A 21,955-nucleotide genomic window follows, 5' to 3' on the forward strand; every position below is an offset into this window, starting at 1 on the left:
TTACTTAGGCGCGTTTCTTCTCCGATTGTGCATCTTGCCTCAATTCTTCGCGCACTTCCATCAGTAGTACGCCCAACATGTTTTTACCTTTTCCGTTGACTTCACCCCATGTTCTATTTACTTCATTATCAACGGTCGCAGACTCAACCAGGCGTGCATCTCCCGTTGAATCCAATAGCGCCCTTAATTCTGGGTGTTGGGTGTATTTCGCGATTAAGATGTGTTTCATTCGCGTGAACTTGTTTTTAGACCATCCGGGGACGATATCCCAATAGTACAAACCGTGCGCCGCCATCGCCACCAGAGACGGGCTAGGTGCAGAGAGGATCCAATCGCGCACCGCTGGTTTGCGCGCCTTACCTGCTTGATAAGCATGCTCAGCAGTTGGATATTCAATACCTTCAAAAATCACTGGCCAGCGAGATAAATTTGAAAAGGCGCCATAGGGCTTCTCGTTTGCTCGATAGAATCTGATCTCCTCAATTCCTTCTCCCATCACGGTATCTCCTGGTTGCATAAAAGTATAATATAACTTATTTTGGTTATATTAACCACGTTATTAGAAGAAGTAAAGTTGCCTCAAACAAAAAAAGATGCGCAGTTAAGGCGAAAAATTTGTCAAAGGATCAAAGCGTTTAGCGAAAACTATTTGGGTCTAGGTTCAAGAGAACTTTCCAACGTTTTGGGCTATGGCGATCCCTCGACTTTACGGTCGGTGTGGCGTGCTGAATCGTTGCCCAGCATCGAGAAAATAGTTGCACTCAGTAAAATCGAGACCGATGAAGGGTACATCCTAAATTTAAATTGGTTATTTTCAGGTGAGGGCGAGGTCTGCGTGCAGCCAAGAAAGAGTCAGGTTGACAAAATGACAACGTCCAGTGTCGAGAAAAAGCTCGTCACAACGCTCAGAAAAATGCCTGTTCAAAAGCAACGAAGCCTTTTAAACATCATCACATAGACAAATTTTGACATTTACGGACTCATTTAAAATCGAGAAAGCTGATGTATATGAAAAAGTAGAATTGAAGACCGCTAAAAGACAGTCTTCAATTCAATCCAGAAGCTAAAGCTGACACTCGCTGGTACAAGTTATAGAATGGAGAGGCAAACCCTGTGCAACCCGCATCAAATTACATTGCTTTATATTCAACCAGGTAAACCAACACAAAATGCTTATGTTGAGCGATTTAATCGCACGGTAAGGCATGAATGGCTTGATCAGCATTTGTTTAAAAGTGTCGAACACGTTCAAGAACTGGCGACTCGCTGGTTATGGACATACTACAATGAACGACCTAATGTGGCAATCGGTGGTGTACCACCCAAAAACCTATTGAACGCAGCATAACGGATTTCTACAAATAACTGCTGTTTAAAATGGGGGGATTACACCCGTAGCTTCTGTATTATCGTATAAGTTACCTGTACTTGCCTATTCTCGTTTTAGTCCCACAACCCTCAATTAGTGTACAAACTTTATTATTCCAAAACGGTTTTGTGTACAAACTTTATTATGCGAACACACCCCTTTAATTGGTATAGCGGAAAAGCTGATAAGGCGCGCCGCCGTAATCGTAATCACTCAATATCAAATTAATTACGTCACCTTTTTCAATATCGTATACGGTGGTTTCAAGCAGTAAGTCATCGGTGTCGGCGTCGTATACGTAAATATCGTAATCACCGGCTTCAGTTTCAATGTTTAAACTACCCAGGTAAGAAATGCTGTCTGATGCGTCGTAGGAGTCAGGGTTGCTGCCTTGTTCAATCACTTTGATATTGATGGAGGTACTGCTTTCATTGTCAATGTTGTGGGCAAAGAGGAGTTTGGCGTGGGTGTCTATTACCCGTAAATCTTCGGTATGCGAGTAAGCTGTTACGATGCTGTCTGTATCACCTGAGCTGAGTAGCATCACAACTTGGTCGGCGTACATATCAATGCTGGTACTTTCTAGTACGGCACTGGTGTCGGTATCTTTAAGATAAATGTCGACGCTACTAGCGTCATCGGCATCGTCAATGTCTACGTTTATAAAGGGTGAAACATCACCAAAGTAAAGCGCTTCAATCACGGTGCTACTGCTGCTGTCTTTTGCAACGGCAACGGCGCTTGTACCCACAATGTTATTACTTACCCTTACATAACTGTCTTGTGCTTCGTTAGTGAGTTGCCGGGCGCCGTCATCATTTAACTCTATGATGCTGTAAAAGGGGTCGTCGAAGCCTGCATTTTCATAGCTAACAAATAGATAAGAAAGCGCCTCGCCTTCTTCAATGCTTATGTCGTTTTTCATGGCGAGTATGGTGTCTGTGCCTGACTCGGTGAACACTAATTTATAATCACCAGCGTCCAAGCTAACTTCGCCACTGTAGTCCTCAGCCGCCAGCGTGTAATCCACGGTTTTATTGGTGAGTGACGCGTCAGCATCCAAAATATATACATCTACGCCATCGTTTATATTGGCTAAGTTGGCAAATTGCACCAAGGCATAGCCATCGTCAAAATCATCGTCATAGATATCTGAAATATCGATGCTTATTTCCATGCTGCTTGGCGCATCGGCATCGCCATATAAAATATAGCTGTGCAGGTTCTTCTTACTGACTTTTAAGCTGTCTTCGCTGATAAAGTCATCGTTTTCTGTGTTAGGTAAAATTTGATTGAACGCAATATCAAAAGTGGAATTCGTCACGTAGGTGTAACCCGTGGCTTCGCTAAAAGCCAATGTGGCTTCAGATTCATCTTCCACAACAAATTCGATGTCTGGGGATTGGGGAACTAAGTTAACGTATTGGGCGTAACCGTAGCTATCACCTTCCTCTTCATCCTCTTCAATATACACACAACCAGTTAGGTAAAGGGAAGCAAGAAGGGTACAACCGAGGATGTACTTTGTATTAATAAGCATAATTTAGCCGTTAGAGTGAGCGATACTCTACGAACATATAAACAAAAAAGAGTTGTGCAAAGGAAGGTAAATATTGCTTAAAGAGGTGCATTGCGGTTGGGCAAACCGCAATGCGTGATGTTTTAGAACCGGTACATAACCGTTGCCCGAACCGTGCGAGGCTCTAGCACGTGGTAGTGAATATCGTCGGTTTCGGTGCCTAGGGCATCGCTTGAAAGTCGCGAGGCGTAAAAATAGTCAATGTCGTGGTCATCGCTATCGGTAAGGTTTAACACATCAAGTTGGAATACCCAATTTGCCATTTTATATCCAGCCCGCAAGTTAAGTACTGTGCTGGGATCTGAGGTTATACTGTTGTCCTCAACAAGCGGTCGCTCCCCAAAATGCCGTGCTCTTAGGCTGCCAAATAAGCCGTTGTCGAAGTGCGCCGACAGGCCAGCCTGTACCACGTTTTCAATCGCACCTGGAATGTAATTACCTTCAGGTGCATTATCTGTAAACTCAGCGTCGGTGTAGGCGTACTCAAGGTCAACAGACCAATTGTGGTCAAGCTGATAATAAAGCGCAATTTCCGCCCCCTTACGCTTAGATGCACGGCTAGCTTCGGTATTCCCTGCATCACCAACAAACAGTAACTCGCTGTCTAAAGACAACTGCCACAGCGATAACGAGGCATTGAGCTTTTCATCAATAAACCCTCGTATTCCCGCTTCAAAACCGGTTGAACGTACTAACGGATCTACCCCTTCAACCGCTTCACCAGAACTAGGGTCTACTGCAATGGTGGTGCCCCTGGCATCGTTAGAATGTAAGCCTTGCCCAGCTGAACCATACAGTTCCCATTCAGGGGTCAATGTGTATACCACACTGGCTTTTAACGAGGTGATGCCGTCACTGGCCGTGCCGCTATTGGCCGATAAATCAACGCCATTTGCATTTACACCGGCTAAGTCTTGCACGTCAAAATCAAAATAATCGTAGCGTAGGCCAAGCACGGTACGTAAATTTTGTGTCCAATAAGTTTGGTTATTCACATACACACCCACACTCGACTCGGTGACGTCGTCACTGCGAATAACGCCCAAGCGCTGTCTAGCTTGTGTGTGATATAAACCCACTTCATCTATATCATCTATTCGTACTTGCGTGCCAACCGTGGTGGTGGTGGGTTGACCAAATAGGGTGTGATCTTGCCAATAACTGACATCACCGCCATACACGGTGCGCTCGTCCACTTGTTCAAACTGGTCGCCATTGTCAGGATCATCAAGAAAATACGTAAAGTTAGACCACAAATTCATGCTGTACGACATTACATACGCGTTTGCGACCACGTTGTCGCCGCGCCAGTTCGCACTCAGGCTATAACGGTCGGATTCCCCACCCACAGTGGTATCTAGCGAGCCTAATTCATCTACTAACCCGCTTGATACCGCACGTTCGGGAATTTGGTCAGCACTGTTCCAGCTGTTGTCATAACCCATAAAAGTGAGGGAAAATTCACCGCCATCTTGTTTATTTATCCACTTTGCGAGCACATTGGTTTTATCAAGGTCTTCGTCAATATCGCTCCAAGGGCCATCGTAGGTATTGCGCTCACCGGCTACAACGACGTAATTGGTATCATCAATGCTGACATCGCCTAAGCCAACTAACCGCAGAAAGTCATTTTCGCCTATTGTGGCACTGAGTAATGGTGAGGAGGTACGGTTAACGGTATTGAGTGTGGCACTTCCGGCACCACTAAAATCGCCCACGTCAGCGTAGTACACCCCTTTTTTATAGTTTAAAGACTGCACGGCTTCAGGGATAACAAAATTAAGGTCTGTGTAGCCTTGCCCGTGACCATGGGTGCGCATATTCACCGGCATGCCATCTACAAATGTGGCAAAGTCAGTACCGTGATCTAAATTGAAACCGCGCAAAAAATATTGATTCGCCTTGCCTGTACCACTGTGTTGCGTCACCACCATGCCCGGAATGAACTCCAGTATTTCACCGGTACGTAAAATAGGGCGCAGTTGAATTTCTTCCTGTCCCACAACCCCTTGTGACGCTGAAATAGCCTCTCCCACTAAGCTAACTTGTCGACCAGACACGGTGACTTTCTCAATATCGTGGCTGTCATCTTCGTGAGCATTAGCTTGCAAAGCGGCAAGAACAAGCAGTGCTATGGGTGTTTTTTTCACAATAGTTCCTTAATGGGTATACGTTAATTGGGCACTTTCTGGTAACGTGCATTCTTGTATTATTAATGCCTTTACTAAAACCTATAAGAGGTCGGTGTTCGTGAAAGAGCTTTATCGGGGGTTAAGTCAGTGGCTAGGCGGAAAACCTTCGCAACACAGCCTCCCTGCATTAGGTGGTCGTGAAATAGACGTCCTTAAGGTGTTGTGGCAACACGGAGAGCTGAGTGCTCAAGAGGTGCTTACTTTTTTTGCCCATGAGCAACTCTCGCTCAGTACGATGCAAAGTACATTGGAACGCTTGTTTCGCAAAAATATGCTTACCCGATACAAGCAGGGGCGCTCTTATCGCTATGCGCCAGCATTGTCTCAAAGTACCGTGGTCAGCCGCTTGATGGGAGAAATTGCCAACCAATTGGGTAACGGTGAATCTCAGGTGATCGTCAGTGGTTTTATGTCCTATATTGAAGGGCAAGCCTCAAAAGAAGAGGCAAAAAAGTTATCCCATTTGCTACCTTCTCATGAGGAGAAGGATGACTAATACGAGTTTTCTCGCCCATCTCGCTTCTTGGCTGTTACTGTCTTTACTGTTGTCTTGGTGTGTAGCAGGGTGTTGGCGAGTAGCACGCCCACAACGCGTGTCGTTTTTACCCGATGTACAAGTAAAACTACTTTTCACTTTAGTATGGCTTCCCTTTATCTGTGCGGCATTTAGCCTCATTATTAACGAACTGCCCCCTATAAATCGCTATTTAGTGGGTGAACATTGCCACGAAAGCCATTGTGGGCCCCATGACTTATACATACCCACTTCATCTACTTTAGGGGCTGGGGTGTTAGCCTTTGCCATTGGTTTGTTGTGTGTCACTATCGTAATGATGGCGCGCCAATTGTACCTGAATAAACGCTTTCACCAGTTATTACAGCTCGCTAGTGCCAGTTCTCGTGCCAATGTTTGTAATAGTGCCAGTGGCCCACAGGCTGATATGAATCAAATTTATCAGCGAGTAGACAGTCAGGTTCCTTCTGCTTGGTGCGCGGGGTTGTTGCGCCCACAAATATACGTGTCTCAAGGTTTAGTGGAAAAGTTATCGGAGAATCAGCTTAATTTGGTGTTATTGCATGAGTTTAATCACGTACGCCAATTAGATAATATTAAGTTACTCTGTGTACGTTATTTTATGCTTCTCTGGCCAAAACGTTGGCGCACAGCCTATCGCCATGCCTTCATTAATGGGTTAGAACTGAGAAGCGATTTGTTCGCTTTACATAATATGGGGCACCACACTACTCTTGATGATTTACCCCTATGCGTTTGCCAACAAGCAGGAGAGCAGGGCGCAAGCAGCGAAAGGCGCAAGCAATTGAAACGGTTATTAACCCAACCTCAAAATACGCTGATGCAATATGCGGTAATTTATATCTTTGTGTTTGTATTTGGCATGTTACTTACCTTGATTGCTGTTGCCGTGGGGCACCCGCTCATGGAATTTCTATTGCAGTAATTTTCATGCTGTGTGGATCGGTGCTCGGGGTCGACAACAGTTGACGCCTTTCTTCACAACTAAATCTTAACGCGCCTTTTAAGGTTCGAAATACGCAAAATACCCCATGCTTATCACCGCTATATGTGTTTATACTGAGATATTAATCTTTAGTATAATCGGCACGTTTAAGTTGGTTGGATGGCGTTTATGTACACGGTGTTAGTGGTTGATGATTCACCCGATTCCTTAAGCTTAATTAACGATATCCTTGAAAAGGAAGGGATAAGCACACTTGTGGCATTAGAGGGTAGCCAAGCTATTACCATTGCTGAACAAATCAAACCAGACATCATTTTACTTGATGCCATGATGCCTAAATTAGATGGCTTCGAAACCTGTACGCGGCTAAAGCAAAACAGAGAATTACAGCACATTCCCGTTATCTTTATGACAGGCTTAACCGACTCTGAAAGCACGTTAAAGGGGCTAAATGCGGGTGGTGTGGACTACATTGTTAAGCCGGTCAATCCCGATGAACTGGTGGCGCGTATCAAAATTCATGCGAACAATGCACAAATCACATCGAGTGCACAACAAGCGTTAGATTCTATGGGGCAAAATTTATTTGCTGTTAATCAAGTAGGAGAGCTGCTTTGGGCTACGCCTCAAACCCACGACTTTCTATCCAACATCCCCTTCGCCGATGATTGGTTTAACGACAGTTTAATTCCTGCGGTGAAACATATATTGCAAACACCTGGGCAGCATGATGTTGTGCAACAGGTATCCTATGAAAGTGGCGAATGTGAACTGGCATTGTTGTCTCAACGGGAAAACGGAGACAGTACCTTTCGTGTTAATCATGCCGTAAAGGCCATGTCGGGCGAAGAAAAACTGAAAGCGACACTTAACTTAACCGGTCGAGAATCAGAGGTTCTTTACTGGTTATCTAATGGTAAAACCAATAAAGAAATTGCACAAATTCTCGATATTGGGCCGCGCACCGTGAATAAACATTTAGAGCAAGTATTCGCTAAGTTAGGGGTAGAAAATAGAACCACAGCCGCAGGGATAGCCATCCGTGCGCTGGCAGTGAACTAGCATTGACTATGTCACAGCGTCACTCCATTGGCCCGTTACAGCAAGCGTTTGCTCATTTTGAAAAGGGTGATATTCAACAGGCTCATAAAGGGTGTGTGTCTTTAATTCAAGCGGGCGAAAAGGTCGGCGAAGCGTATCACTTACTGGCGCAAATTAATGTCAGTGTAGGGCAGCTGCATAAAGCGGCAGAGCTCTGTAAACATGCCATTGCGCATAAAAACCTAGTCGAGTTTCGTGTTTTATTGTGCAAGGTTTACGCATTGCTAGGGCAAACCGATGGTGTAATTGCCATTGCCAATACGGTACAAGTGGAGGCTATTCAAACGCCTATTCACGCCGATACCCTCGGCGTAGCGCTATCTACATGTAATGAACACGCTCGTGCACTGGTGTACTTTTCTGCGGCGGTTAACGCCCCAAACCCTACGCCAAATTTTCTTTATAACTATGCGGTTTCAAGTAAGTTTTGTGGTGAACTTGAACAAGCAAAGAAAGCTCTTTGGCGAGTGCTGGACGATGATTCAACCTATTATAAAGCGCATTTTGCGCTGTCTGAATTAACCAAAGGCGATGAAATACACCGTCATTTAGCACAACTAAAGCAAAAGCTAGACAATGAAGCGCAAACCCTTGAGGCGCGACTGCATTTAAGCCACAGCCTAGCGCGGGAATTAGAAAAAAAACGGGATTATACCCAAGCCTTTGACGTATTAACTCAGGCAAAGCAAGAGAAGCAGAAGCACCTTCCTTACGACGCGTCTGCCGACCGGCAGGTCTTTGCTTATTTACAAGCAGCCTTTGCGTCAAATGGGCATATTTCGCCTTCGTCACCTTCTTCACAAAGCACCACTCGACCCATTTTTGTCGTAGGCATGCCGCGTTCTGGCACAACCTTGGTAGAACGCATTTTAAGTAGCCATCAGCAGGTCAGTTCCGGTGGTGAATTACAGGATTTTAGTACCCTTTTAAAGCAGATGTCGGGCAGCCAAAGCCTTAATGTTTTAGACGTCACCACGTTAAAACAGGCGGAAAGTATCGACTACAATAAGCTTGCGCAGGCATACCTTGCGCGAACACAGCACATAGGTAATAGCGCCCACTTCGTCGATAAGCTCCCGTTCAATTTTTTCTATCTTCCGTATATTCGCCGTGCTTTTCCCAACGCAAAAATTATTTGCTTACAGCGAAACCCAATGGACACCTGTGTGGGGAACTTCCGCCAGTTATTTAGTATCCACAACCCACATTATCATTACACCCACAGTCTACTTTCCTGTGCGTCTTTCTACCGCCAATGCATGAATTGGGTAGAGCACTGGCAGGCAATAGAAGGTGAGAATTTTATGTTGCTGAACTACGAAGCCTTGGTGACTCATCCAAGACAGCACATTGCTGACTTGCTCAAGTTTTGTGAATTATCATGGGACGAAAATTGTTTACACATGCAAGGGAACACTGCGCCTGTGTCAACGGCCAGCAAAATGCAGGTGAAAATGCCCATCAACCAGCAGTCGATAGGTCGTTGGCAGCGTTACAAGCCCCACACCAATGCCTTAGAGGCAGTCTTTCAGTAATAAGTTAAATTCGGCGTCATTTAATTAACAAAGTTTTAACTATTTGATTTGGCAGAAAAAGTGCGTTAAATGACGTAGTCGGAATAGGAATAATGCCAGTACTCGTTGCAACCTAGCAAGCCCATAATAATCCTGCAAATAAAATAAGAACCCATCGCAAATTGATCATCCAATGCAGCGTCCAGCAGTTATCTGCATGTCAAACGAGGGTAGAGTTCACAGGCAATTACGAGTACACCACTATGAAAAGCATTGAACGAAATAAAAAGAATCGCATAGCTGCAGCAATCACCGCCGCATTAGTACCAATGGCATCGGCCATCGTTGCGCCAGGGGTAGCGGCACAAGAAGTGAATGACGCTGAAAAAGCTGTTGCTCTAGAAACCATAGAAGTCACGGCAACGCGACGGGCAGGTTCATTGCAAGAAGTCCCTATTAATATTTCTGCCGTTACAAACGACTTAATGGAGCAACAAGATTTAGAAGAACTCGAAGATATTGCACGTTGGGTACCTGGTTTAACGGTAAACGATCAAGGTGGACGTTCAGAATCGCCTATTATTGTTCGCGGCCTTAACACCAATTCATCTGGCCCAGGTTCAAATGGCGGCACAGTCGCAACCTACGTGGGCGAAATTCCGTTGTTCATGAATTTACGCTTACTTGATATCGACAGAGTAGAGGTTTTGATTGGGCCACAAGGTACCTTGTATGGTGCGGGAACACTTGGTGGCGCAATACGTTATATCCCTAAAAAAGTAGATTTAGACTTCGTTTCAGGGTCGGTGAATGGTGACCTGTATCAAACCAATGAAAGCGAGAGCATGGGGGGAGAGGCTGGATTTGTATTTAATGCGCCTATTATGGAAGGTACCCTTGGTTTTCGTGCTGCTTTTAACTATTCAGATGACCCAGGATTCATCGACTACGATTATTTAGTGCGTGAGTCTGGCACCTCATTGCCGGACCCAGATTTTACCGATCAAGCTGAAGTGGATGCGAACCTTTATAGTGTTGAAGATGGAAACACCTTCGAGCAAACAGCGGCAAAAGTACAGTTACGCTGGGTGCCCACAGATTGGCTAGATACAACACTTTCCTATTTCTACCAAAAAGATGATATTGGTGCTCGTTCTACCGTGCACTATCAGTCTTTGGGTGATGAAAACCCCATTGGGGATTTAGTGGGAAAATATGACGCCGCCTATCGTTTTCTTGAACCCATGGAGCGTGAAAACGAGTTGTTAAGTTTAGAAGTTGAAGCCGACTTAGGCTTCGCTACCTTGGTTTCTGCTACCGGTTCATCTAAGACCACCCGTGATTCTAATTCAGACGTTACCGATTTATTGATTCGTTTAAATTTTGGTTATGAAGAGTTCCCCGCATTTTCAGGGTTAACAACCAGCACCAGTGAAGACGAAAATTTAACTCAAGAACTTCGTTTAGTGAGTAATAGCGACGGCCCGTTAAGCTGGATAGTGGGCGCTTATTACAACAAGAACGACTACAACCGTAACTACAGGGAAGAAGTGGAGGGGTTTGATGAGTTCGCCATTGAAACCTGGGGCGCCACAGGGCCACTTCGTCCAGACAGTATTGAGTACATTTCTTATGGTATCGACCAAATAAAAGAACAAGCATTCTTTGGTGAGATTAGCTATGCGTTCAATGACAAACTGGATATTACCCTAGGCTTACGTCAATACAAATACGAAGTAGAAACCGAATCAGATACTGACCTTCCTCTCTACTATACGGTTTTTACAGGCCGAGATCCCGACTCTATCCTTTTTGAGCCGAATACAGCGGAAGGCGATGATGATGGAAATTTATTTAAATTCAACGCCAGCTATGCATTTTCGTCAGACGTGATGGGATATGTCACTGTGAGTGAAGGGTTTAGAATTGGCGGTGTTAACGCCGTAGCAGCCTGTCCGCCTAATGTTGATGATATTACCAATCAGCTTATCTGTGCATTACCTGACGAGGCCATGTACGACGCAGATACCACAACAAACTATGAAGCTGGTATAAAAACATCATGGTTTAAAAGTCGCTTTACTTTCAACGTTGCAGCCTTCAACGTTGACTGGGAAGATCCTCAAGTGTCGGGTATAACCGAAAATGGTGCTGTGGGTATTCTCACCAATGCTAAAGGGGCAAATGCGAAAGGGGTGGAAATCAGTTCTCGCGCTACGTTAAGCGACGACCTTACGATGTATGCTGCCTATTCTTACGCAAAAACCGAGATGACCGACGATGCATTTGGAATATTCGGGAGTACAGGTGACACTGTGTACGAGGGAGATAGACTGCCAGGCTCTCCTGAGCACCAAATTTCAATTGGCCTAAATTACACCACTGAATTGTGGAACCGCCTGCTAGATCTTAGTTATGGCTTTACTGCACAAAGTGACGTGTACTCTACATTAGGTTTGCGTAATTATGGTGAAGAATTACCTGGATATGGGTTGAGTAATATCAGCGCCAAGCTGTCTGATGAAGCGTGGAGCGTTACCTTTTATGTAAACAACCTGTTCGATAAATATGCCTTTACCTCTGCTTCACGGAATTGGGGTGATATTGAATACGGTAACCGAGGTAGTGACTTACAGCGAAGCTATGCACACTATATTTTAACGCCTCGTACAGTAGGTCTTAAATTTAGCTACCAGTTTGGAATGTAGTGATTGTGGAATGAAACAATACGGCTCAGCGTTTAGCTGAGCCCAAATAATAAATGTAAGGAAAGCAAAGTGATTACACGTTCTCGTATTCTTGGCGCAGTGTTAAGCGGTTTACTTATGTGTTCGCTAGGGGCATCTGTGTATGCGGAAGATACCGACACGCCCATGCCCGATAGCTTTAAAGAAAAAACCAAAGGCATATCCGAAGAAAAACTAGAAATCTTGGACTCGCCTCTCCCTACCATGTTGTTAGGTACCATGGAGCGTTTTTATAAGTCGATGGAAGGAAAGTCGGCTGAAGAAATTGAAGCGTACCTCGACGGAATGATTGAGGTGGCGGAAGCGGGAAAATTTAACCCGGAAACAGACATGGCGTCTATTCCGCTTAATACCGAAGCAAAAGGGTTTAACGGGTGGAAAGCGAAGCGCCCTAAAAGCCTCAACCCAGAAAGAGAGCCAGGTCCCATTCATTTAAGCCGTTATATGAGTAGTCGTTCTGGTGGCGTAAAAACCTTCGCCAACGCGCCCCTTGCCATTTATCCCGAAGACTTAATTGCCGGCAATGTGGATATCGCTATAGTGGGTGCCCCACTAGATATGGGTTCTTATTATCGTGGGCAAAAGTTCGGCCCCCAAGCCATGCGTAATGAGTATGGTGCAGGTGGGATTGATATGAGCACTATGGTGAACCCTAGCAAGGTACTGAGTATCGTGGATTATGGTGATATTGCTATTGATAACATGAGCACCGAACTTTCGGTACAGCATGTGCGCGAACGAGTCAGAGAAATTGCTGAAACTGGCACCATGCCTTTTATTGTGGGCGGCGATCACAGCTTAGAGTACCCGGACATTGCTGCGTTAGCGGATGTGCATGGTAAGGGAAGCTTTGGCGTGGTTCACTTCGATTCGCACTATGATGCGGGTAAAAACCAAGCGCACTGGTTAACGCACGGGCAACCGGTTTACCGAGCGGTAAAAGAAGGGCATGTAAAACCAGAAAACTTCATTCAAATTGGTTTGCGTGGGCCTTGGCCTGGTCCAGAAGGCTTCGAATGGATGCGTAATAACGGTATGCGTTATCACACCATGGCAGAAGTAGAGAAAAAAGGTTGGAAGCAGGTGATGGACACGGCGCTTAAAGAAGCCCGTGAAAATGTAGATAAACTCTATATCTCATTTGACGTGGATGTTATCGACCCTGCCTTTATACCGGGTACCGGTACGCCAGTACCTGGCGGCTTAACCATGCGTGAAGCCATTCCTATCGTGCGAGGCTTATGCGCACAAAACGATATTATTGGGTTTGAAATTGTAGAGCTCGACCCCTTGTTAGATCCAACCTATCGTTCAGCGCTTAATTCAAACTTTATTCTTCATGCGTGTTTAACCGGCGTGGCAATGCGAAAAGAAGGCATAGAAGACCCGTATTACCTTTCTGATTTAACCACAGAACATAGGCAACCAGAAGCCGGTGAAAAAGCACGGAAAGAAGGGCTTAGGGAGGAAGTCGACCCTAACTACGCCAAGCCGAAGAACTAGGTATAAAACAGTGAAAAGCCGGTTGCATCAAAGACCGGCTTTTTTGCCAAAAAGAATAAGAAAGCAGGTGCAGTACATATGTTGAAGGTATTAATTCGTGATCCACTGGTGATGTTTTTAGGCTTAGGGGTCATTGTTTTTGGCCTTTATTACGGCCTTGAAAACGATGATAGTGATGCCGTTGAACTGAGTGAATCGAATAGAAACGTATTTGCTGAGCAATTTGAATTACTGACCGGTCGCCAAGCCACGCAAGCCGACTTAGCAAAAATTGAAGACGACTATATTCGCGAAGAAGTACTTTTTCGTGAAGCTATTGATGCAGGTATGCACCTGATTGACCCCGAAGTTCGCGAAAAACTGGTTCAGGAAATGCGTTACCAGATAACCGGCTATTTACCTGACCCAGACGAAGCTAAATTAGTGGCATATTATCTTAAGCATATAGACCGCTACTACGTAGAACCCACCTACAGCTTTCAGCATGTATTTTTTGAACAGCTTCCCGATAACAGTGAGGAAATTTTAGCAAAACTCACCCGTGGCGAGGAAGTGAAAGGGGATGAGTTCTGGCGTGGCAGATTAATGCCTGCCTATGGTGTAAGCATGATAAGAGGCATGTTCGGCAAAGCTTTTTTAGACACCATGGATAACCATGCCTTTAGTGAATGGTATGGCCCTCAGGAATCACTTTTAGGGTGGCATTTTGTCAAGGTTACGCATTCAACGCCTCGATCGCCACTCACCTTTGACGAAGCAAAAATGCAGGTGACGAACGACTACGTGGTAGACCGGCTCGATAGTGCAGTGAAAGACTACATTGATGATTTAGGCGACAAATACCGCATTATTAAGCACGTTAAGGAGTAGCCACATGCTAAGAAATACAGCCATTTTTGTGTGCTTATTGTTTTGCGTGTTTCCGTTAAGTGCGGATGTATTTTCGGCGGCAGAATTAAGATTATCCGATGGCGAGATGGAAAATACCTACCAATTTACCGCGCAGCTTCCTACCTCGCTTGCCAGCAGTAAAACCCTTCAGTTGCCCAGCTACTGCCAGGTAGAAACGGTAAATCAGCAACGGTTAGGCAGCAACACGATACTGAGTTATGAATTTGCCTGTACGGACGAACTCGGTGACGGCGCTGAAATTATTACGCCATGGTATTTAGACGGCGCCAATTTAAGAGTGAACACGCAATCGAGCAACTTTAGCCTTACCCTTAAGCGTTCATTGAATACCATGGTGGTGCCCATGGTACAGCCCGGCGCACTGACGTTATCGAAGGGGCAAACCATTAAACGGTATTTGTGGCAAGGTATGCTGCATATTTGGTTTGGATGGGACCACCTCGCTTTTGTGCTTTGCCTATGTTTATTGGCCCGTGGTTATAAACTATTGTGGCTAGTGAGTACATTTACGCTTGCCCACTCTCTTACCCTTGCTCTGTCTTATTTTGAACTTGTCACCCTTCCTATTGCGCCCGTTGAAGTATTAATTGCCTTGTCAATTTGCTTGATGGCGCGCGAAGCAATTCTATGCAATCGAAACGCAAGAAAGGTAGCAATGACAGCCAGTTTGGGCGTTGTCGCCCTATTCGGTTTAATCCACGGTTTGGGTTTTGCCAGTGCGTTAGGCGAGTTAGGGGTGCCGCAAAATGAAATTACATTGGCACTCTTGTTTTTTAATATTGGGGTGGAAGTCGGCCAGGTGGTGTTTATTGGTGTTATCTACGCGGTTGGCGCGTTGTTCACCAAAACCCCGTATGCCGACCAGATGCGTTACAGCGTGTTAATGGGAGTAGGTACCCTGGGCATGTTTTGGGTTATTGAACGCATTAATGGTTTTGGTGGGGGGATTATTTAACCTGTCTTCAAGAGACGGTTAAAGCACCATTAATCAGCCTGATATAGAAAGGGAGAGATGGGGTATTTAACTGGGGGATATGACTTATTGTTTGGTATTTAAGCGACTTTTATAGTGGTACTACGTTCACTTTTAACGTCCTTAATAATGAAATTAAAAACTCTTCTACTCGCTACCAGTTGGGCAGCGTTATCTTCTTTCTCGGTGCAAGCGCTTCAAGAAACTGCCGAGAAAGAGGAGGTGCAATCACCTCCTTCGCTGCCCGGTGAGGTTCATTCAAAAATAGATTCCGCCACGCCAGGCCTTATGCCTGTTAAGCCATTAAAAGACGTACCCGAGGATATTCTTGCGTTACTTGATGCATTGCCCGAAGCCAAGCGAGAGTTTGTGCTTAGTGGAAAAGGCGCGAGCGTACTTAAACCCGACCTTATGTACGAGTTAATGCGAAAAGCCAGTACGCAGGAAGTTGAGCAATACGTTGACACTATGCTCACTGTGTATGACCAAGTGCAATATAAGCAAGGCCGAGACACTGACCAAATCACCCTAAATACCGATTCAGAAAACTACAATACGTGGCGAGTGAAGCGGCCAAAAGAGCTTGATCCCGAGCGGGAAGCCGGGCCTATTTCCCTAGGCCGCTATTTAGGTGGTGGCCGCTCTGGCATACCCACTTTTGCGCGCTCTCCAGTGGCCCTTTCTCCTGAGGATTTGGTTGCCGGTGAAGTGGATGTTGCCATTTTAGGTGCGCCTTTAGACATGGGGTCAGGCTGGCGAGATGCCATCCATGGCCCTCGTGCAATGCGTATGTTAGGAAGGGGAACCGGGGGCGCAGACGTGTCCACCATGATTGACCCAGGGAAAGTATTGAACATTGTGGATTATGGCGACGCAGCCATAGATCAACTTAGCACTGAGCGAAGTGTTCAAGAAGTACGAGATCGGGTGCGCGAAATAGCCGAGACCGGAGCGATACCCTTTATCATCGGCGGTGACCATTCGCTCGAATATCCCAATGTTGCGGCGATTGCCGACGTTTATGGAAAAGGCAAGGTGGGCGTTGTGCACTTTGACGCGCATTTGGACACAGGTCGCGGACGGGTGCATTTATTGGATCATGGCCAGCCTATTTACCGCCTCATGAAAGAAGCGCATGTGCGACCCGAGGATTATATTCAGGTGGGCTTACGGGCGCATTACAGCAAAAGTTACTACGAGTGGGAGCGTGAAATTGGTATGCACTACCACACCATGGCTGAAGTAGAACGGCGTGGATGGGATGCAGTTATGGAGCGAGTTTTACAAGAAGCCACTGAAAATACCGAATTTTTGTATGTGTCCTTCGATGTTGATGTACTCGACCCAGCATTTCAACCGGGCACGGGAACGCCAGTATCTGGCGGGTTAACCATGCGAGAAGCCATCCCCATTGTTCGACGATTGTGCGCCGAAACAAACCTGGTTGGGTTTGATATTGTGGAATTAGCCCCAGCGCTAGATACCACGTACGTGAGTACATTAAACGCCAATAGCCTGATGTTTGCGTGCTTAACCGGTGTCGCTATGCATAAAAAAGGCATTACCCAGAAAGGCTTTATTAGCGAATTATCTTCTGAGCACGGACAAACCGATTACTATGGAGATAAGAAATAATGAAACGCCTTCATATTGAAAGAAAATCAAATATATTGTGTGCGGCAGTAGGTGCAGCACTCATGCTATCCGGTTGTGCTTCTACCACCAAGGCTGAGCGCACACCCATGCCCGAAGTCGCGATATCAGCCAATACACAATTGTTGACTGACCAAGAGTTGGCCTTCATCAACGCCTCAGATGAACTGGTTTTGTATAACTTAACCCCTGAAAAGCTGGCGGTAAAGTTAGCGGAAAAGTCGCCTCAGGAAGCGAAACAGTTAGTACAAGCCTTGATGCAAACCAGTGCACAAAGACGCTATCAAGCAAACCATACTGCCTCCAAAGCTACGCCAGCGGAAGGTATTGAAGAGCCGCTAGCGTATTTGGCAGACAGCGATATTATTCCTCTTAACCCTGAGGCGGGCGGGTATAACAGGCAACGTGTATTGCAACCTGCATTGTTCGACCGTTATAAGCGCGAGCCTGGCCCTTTCAGTTTAAAGCGTTATCTAAATGAAGAAGGTGGCATTCCTACCTTTGCGAATGCGCCTGTGGCAATACGAAAAGCCGATTTAGTTGCCGGCGCTGTGGATGTGGCATTTGTCGGTGTGCCGCTGGCTTTAGGATCAGGATGGCGAGACGATAAACACGCGCCAACCCTCTTACGTGGTATGTACGGGTTAAGTGGGTACAGCGTTGAAGGTGGCATTGACCCAACCTTGGCAATGCAAGTGGCAGATTATGGCAATATTGCCGTGGATAATATGAGTCCAGAGCTGAATATTGAACACATTACTCAGCAACTTACCGACATGCTGGAGGCGGGCACAATCCCCTTTATTGTGGGCGGTGACCATTCCATTATGTTTTCAAGCGTGAGCGCGGTGGCCGGGCATTTTTCAGATACCCCGGTGTCTGTATTGCATCTAGATGCCCATTATCGCGGAGAGCGTGATAAAGACCACTTTTACTCTGATGAGCAAAGTGTTGCCAACTTATTAGAAGCCAGCGTCATCGAGGGTGAAAACCTGATTCAAGTAGGGCTTAGAGGCGCGTCTCAAAATAAAAGCGCCTTGATGTGGCTACGAGAAAACAGTGTGAAGTATCACACCATGGCGCAAGTTGAACGGGATTCATGGCCGGTAGTCATGGAGCAAGCATTGACGGAGCTTAGTGCTAGCGCAGGAAAGACGTTTGTGTCTTTCGACATGAGTGTGGTTGACCCAGCGTTTGTGAGTGGTTCTGGGCAGCCAGTGGCAGGAGGGATTTCAGTCCGTCAAGCCATGACCTTGGTTCGCCGAGCGTGTGCAGAAACTGAGGTGGCGGGTTTTGAAATGCTTGGTGTGGCACCGTTTTTGGATTTGAGCTACAACACGGCACTGAGCGCCAACCAAATCATGCATGCTTGTCTGACGGGCATTGCTATGCGTAAATCTGGTATGGACAACGCCAACTACATCGACCCAATGGCCCTTAGCCATCAGTAGCGATTGCCGCTAATAAAGCAAAAAAAAGACCGGCTTCTTCAGCCGGTCTTTTTTATTTCGGGCGGTTAAAGATGGCGCATTAGGCTGTCGAGCTTCTCAACCACCTTCACAAACTGAATTTGAGATGAAAGCTGCTTGAGCTCCTTTTGGGTCTCAGGGGGAATGTCATAGTGCTCTGAGATATCTTCGAGTTTGGCAGTAAAGCCCGACAGATAACCAATTTCCGCAAGCGACTTAAGGGCTTGATATTGATTACGCCCTACGGGAGGCTTATTCCCTTTGTTTTCGCCCGCTGGCTCAAGGGGGCTATCATCGTTTTGATTTATCCAGCGAATATTCAGCCAGTGGCCTAATTTATCAATGAGATTTGCAATAGCAAAAGGTTTGGTAAGGTAGTCGTTGTGATTTTGTCGGGCATTATCTTCTCGATCTAATTCCCGCACATTGGCAGACACAATGATAATGGGTAGCTTAAACCCTTCTTGCCTAACCAACTCAGCGGCTTTCCAGCCGCTTATTTCAGGCATTTTTAAGTCGAGGAACATGAGGTCGATAGCGTGGCGTTTTAACTTGTCTAAGCCTTCTTTAGCAGAACTGGCGGTAATTACAGTAAATCCAAGAGGGGTGAGAATGTCGCTCAATAACTGCCGCTGGCTGGCTTCATCATCTACGGTTAACAGCGTTTTAGATTCACCTTCGTAGCCCACCACCTGTTTGTCTTCATCTACAGGCGCCCTGTGAATATGAGTCAATCTGGGTAACATTAAACTTAGGCTAAACCTACTGCCTTTGCCGAGTTCGCTCACTAAACTAATATCACCGCCCATTAGCTCCGCCAGCGCGCGAGAGATAGTGAGGCCTAAACCCGTACCAGAAACCGCTGTGTTACTGTCAGATACGCGCTCGAATGGATGGAACACGGTTTCTTGATCCTGGGTGCTGATGCCCGGTCCGGTGTCTTCAACAATAAACTGGCCCACTTCATTACGGTATCGCACGGTAAATGTCACGCTGCCGTGTTCAGTAAATTTAAGGGCGTTAGAAATTAAGTTGATTAAAATTTGCCGTAGACGCTGTTTGTCACCAGACACATATTGGGGCAAGTGCTGGGGAAAGTCAGCGGTAAACATTAACCCTTTGGAGAGGGCTTGTTGCTGAAACATATCAACAAGCTGTTCTAATAAGGGGCGCAATTGAATATCTTCACGGTGAACTGATAATCGGCCCGCCTCAATTTTAGACACCTCTAACACCCCTTCAATTAAATCGCTTAGGTATTCTCCATTGCGTTTCATGGTTTGCAAAGGTTCTTTCGCGTGCTTGGGGATTTTGCTATCACTGGAAAGTAACTGCGCGTAACCCAGAAGCACGTTCAGCGGCGTTCGAAGTTCGTGACTCAAGCCAGCCAAATATCGACTTTTTGCTTTATTGGCCGACTCCGCCTCTTCTTTTGCTAATTGATACGCCCGAGAGGTTTTTTCATGAGCACTGACTTCGGTCGCCAGGGCTTTCGTTTGTTCACGAAGCTCTACTAAGGCTGAACGATTACTTAGCCTTGCAAGGGTGAATAGCCAACTCACTACACCAATAATAATCAGCAAAAAGAAAAATATCTTAAGTAGGGTGGCTGCAAAGACGTCTTTAAGCGCTTCGGTGGCCATAGGAATTTGCCAGTAAATGAGCAGCAATATGGTGGCGGAAATACCCGTGAGTAAAAGGGTTAGCCATAAACATTGTGCAATAGGGGTAGTCAGTACGCGCAACGTTTTTAAACTAAAATAGCGGTTAAACAGTGCAAAGGCTTGTGCTGATAAGGTGGCGTCTTCCCTGCATTGGTCACCACAACGCACGTCTAAGCTACAGCACAAAGAGCAAATAGGCTGGTTATAGGCCGGGCAAAAACTCATGTCTTCGTTATCAAATGTATTTTCACACAAGCAGCATTGGTGTTCAGCGCCACTAAGATCACTGGTGGCATTGGGGACCAGATAGTATTTCCCTTTAGTTGCCCACCCCATTGCAGGTACCATAATAAAGGGCAAGAAAAACGCTAAATAGGAACCAAAGGCGACACCAAGATCGCCAAATGCACCCATATGTGCAGTAAAGCCTACAACCGAAGAGACAAACATCGACACAGTGCCAACCGGATTAATGTCGTATAGTTTAGAACGTTTGAATTCGATGATGGGCGGGCTTAGCTTAAGCGGCTTATTAATGAGTAGGTCAGCCGATACAGAACTTAACCATGACAGTACCAGCACTGAATAAATCTGAAGCATGCTTTCGATGGTCTGATAAATACCCAATTCCATCAATAAAATAGCAATAAGGATATTGAAGATCATCCACACTACTCTGCCTGGGTGGTTGTGGGTAATACGGCTAAAAAAGTTAGACCACGCCAGCGACCCTGCATAAGCATTCGCTACATTAATTTTTAGCTGTGAAATAATCACAAATACAGTGGCAATGACAATGGTCAGTGTGGTGTTGTTAAAGAGAAACCCAAAAGCCACTTGGTACATATGTGCAGGGTCGCTCGCTAGCTCGCGAGACACTCCTTGTTTCAGGGCTAAGTACGCTAGAAACGACCCTAAAAATAATTTACCCGCTCCAAAAATTATCCATCCTGGCCCGGCCATTATCATGGCAATCCACCATTTTAAGGGGCTTGATGCCGTGGGCTTAGGGGGCAGAAACCTTAGAAAATCAACTTGCTCACCAATTTGCGCCACCAAGGAAAGCAAAACCGCTGACGCTGAACCAAATAAGAGTATGTTAAAACCGCCACCCATTTCACCGGCATCGCCGGTAAACTCTGTCCATTCCCTTAAACTTGAGTCGGGGTGGTTGAACACGTACAACAGGGGCATTAGCTGTAACACAATCCAAACTGGCTGTGTCCACACTTGGAAGCGACTAATATAAGTAATGCCGTGGGTGACCAAGGGCATGACAATAAGTGCACTAATGGCATACCCAATATATAGAGGGATACCTAGCAGTAGCTCAAGGGCCATGCTCATGATGGCCGCTTCAAGGGCAAAGAAAATAAAGGTAAAGGAGGCATAAATAAGTGAGGCGACCGTAGAGCCTATATAACCAAAGCCTGCCCCCCTACTTAAAAGATCAATGTCGACGCCATACCGAGCCGCATAAAAACTGATAGGCGTACCACTGATAAAAATAACCACCACCAACGCAAGAATGGCCCAGGCTGAATTTACAAACCCATAATTTAATGTAATGGCGCCACCGATTGCCTCCAATACCATGAAAGACACGATACCAAGTGCGGTATGTGCAATACGTGAATAAGACCACTTTCGGGCGCGCATGGCGGTAAAGCGAAGGGCGAAATCTTCCATCATTTCATTCGCGACCAGCTTATTATACGAGCGGCGGCTGGAAGAGACTTTTGAGTTGTCTGCCATGAGGTGGTGATGATCCTACTGGGAATGGGGTTAAACGATAAGT

The 21,955-nt window shown here is 45.9% G+C and carries 15 protein-coding genes and 1 pseudogene; 12 read left to right on the forward strand and 4 right to left on the reverse strand.

What is annotated here, in order from left to right; translation table 11 throughout:
• Positions 1–4 precede the first annotated feature (4 nt).
• Positions 5–496, reverse strand: coding sequence for an NADAR family protein (locus tag IUA53_RS00740; protein WP_231401302.1), 492 nt, complete (start codon positions 494–496; stop codon positions 5–7).
• Between the two features lie 78 nt (positions 497–574).
• Here IUA53_RS00740 and IUA53_RS00745 point away from each other — a divergent pair, with 78 nt between their 5' ends.
• Positions 575–958, forward strand: a complete 384-nt coding sequence (locus IUA53_RS00745; protein ID WP_196897927.1) for a hypothetical protein — start codon at positions 575–577, stop codon at positions 956–958.
• Between the two features lie 118 nt (positions 959–1,076).
• A pseudogene (locus IUA53_RS00750) lies at positions 1,077–1,348 on the forward strand (integrase core domain-containing protein); the annotation flags it as partial.
• Between the two features lie 181 nt (positions 1,349–1,529).
• On the opposite strand, the gene IUA53_RS00755 reads toward IUA53_RS00750, so the two are convergent.
• Both IUA53_RS00755 and IUA53_RS00760 read right to left on the reverse strand, forming a co-directional pair.
• Positions 1,530–2,909: a DUF4397 domain-containing protein gene (locus tag IUA53_RS00755; RefSeq protein WP_196897929.1), complete on the reverse strand. Its 1,380-nt coding sequence runs from the start codon at positions 2,907–2,909 to the stop codon at positions 1,530–1,532.
• Positions 2,910–3,031: 122 nt separating this feature from the next.
• Positions 3,032–5,098 (reverse strand): TonB-dependent receptor, encoded by a 2,067-nt coding sequence (locus IUA53_RS00760; protein WP_196897931.1) that lies wholly within the window; start codon positions 5,096–5,098, stop codon positions 3,032–3,034.
• A 100-nt stretch (positions 5,099–5,198) separates the two neighbouring features.
• Here IUA53_RS00760 and IUA53_RS00765 point away from each other — a divergent pair, with 100 nt between their 5' ends.
• The 10 genes from IUA53_RS00765 (at position 5,199) to IUA53_RS00810 (ending at position 18,475) form a co-directional block, all read left to right on the forward strand.
• On the forward strand, positions 5,199–5,636 hold the full coding sequence (locus IUA53_RS00765) for a BlaI/MecI/CopY family transcriptional regulator (RefSeq protein ID WP_196897933.1): 438 nt from the start codon (positions 5,199–5,201) through the stop codon (positions 5,634–5,636).
• Positions 5,629–6,600 carry a M56 family metallopeptidase gene (locus IUA53_RS00770; protein ID WP_196897935.1) on the forward strand — a complete coding sequence of 324 codons (972 nt, stop codon included), beginning with the start codon at positions 5,629–5,631 and terminating at the stop codon, positions 6,598–6,600. The genes IUA53_RS00765 and IUA53_RS00770 overlap by 8 nt, the downstream gene beginning before the upstream one ends.
• A gap of 189 nt (positions 6,601–6,789) precedes the next feature.
• Complete coding sequence (locus IUA53_RS00775; protein ID WP_196897937.1) at positions 6,790–7,683, forward strand: response regulator; 894 nt, start codon at positions 6,790–6,792, stop codon at positions 7,681–7,683.
• A gap of 8 nt (positions 7,684–7,691) precedes the next feature.
• Positions 7,692–9,257 carry a tetratricopeptide repeat-containing sulfotransferase family protein gene (locus tag IUA53_RS00780; protein WP_231401226.1) on the forward strand — a complete coding sequence of 522 codons (1,566 nt, stop codon included), beginning with the start codon at positions 7,692–7,694 and terminating at the stop codon, positions 9,255–9,257.
• Between the two features lie 242 nt (positions 9,258–9,499).
• Positions 9,500–11,944 carry a TonB-dependent receptor gene (locus tag IUA53_RS00785; protein WP_044055518.1) on the forward strand — a complete coding sequence of 815 codons (2,445 nt, stop codon included), beginning with the start codon at positions 9,500–9,502 and terminating at the stop codon, positions 11,942–11,944.
• A gap of 69 nt (positions 11,945–12,013) precedes the next feature.
• The gene (locus IUA53_RS00790; RefSeq protein WP_196897942.1) at positions 12,014–13,486 is read left to right on the forward strand and encodes an agmatinase family protein; all 1,473 of its coding nucleotides are present in this window, start codon (positions 12,014–12,016) and stop codon (positions 13,484–13,486) included.
• A gap of 78 nt (positions 13,487–13,564) precedes the next feature.
• Positions 13,565–14,356 (forward strand): peptidyl-prolyl cis-trans isomerase, encoded by a 792-nt coding sequence (locus tag IUA53_RS00795; RefSeq protein WP_196897944.1) that lies wholly within the window; start codon positions 13,565–13,567, stop codon positions 14,354–14,356.
• Between the two features lie 4 nt (positions 14,357–14,360).
• Positions 14,361–15,353, forward strand: a complete 993-nt coding sequence (locus IUA53_RS00800; RefSeq protein WP_196897946.1) for a HupE/UreJ family protein — start codon at positions 14,361–14,363, stop codon at positions 15,351–15,353.
• A gap of 147 nt (positions 15,354–15,500) precedes the next feature.
• Positions 15,501–17,006, forward strand: a complete 1,506-nt coding sequence (locus IUA53_RS00805) for an agmatinase family protein (protein WP_156026709.1) — start codon at positions 15,501–15,503, stop codon at positions 17,004–17,006.
• Positions 17,006–18,475 carry an agmatinase family protein gene (locus IUA53_RS00810; protein ID WP_196897948.1) on the forward strand — a complete coding sequence of 490 codons (1,470 nt, stop codon included), beginning with the start codon at positions 17,006–17,008 and terminating at the stop codon, positions 18,473–18,475. The genes IUA53_RS00805 and IUA53_RS00810 overlap by 1 nt, the downstream gene beginning before the upstream one ends.
• 65 nt (positions 18,476–18,540) lie before the next feature.
• On the opposite strand, the gene IUA53_RS00815 is transcribed toward IUA53_RS00810, so the two are convergent.
• Positions 18,541–21,912 (reverse strand): ATP-binding protein, encoded by a 3,372-nt coding sequence (locus IUA53_RS00815; protein WP_231401227.1) that lies wholly within the window; start codon positions 21,910–21,912, stop codon positions 18,541–18,543.
• Between the last annotated feature and the right edge of the window lie 43 nt (positions 21,913–21,955).

The sequence above is a fragment of the Alteromonas sp. B31-7 genome (genome assembly GCF_015767655.1).
GTDB lineage: Bacteria > Pseudomonadota > Gammaproteobacteria > Enterobacterales > Alteromonadaceae > Alteromonas > Alteromonas australica.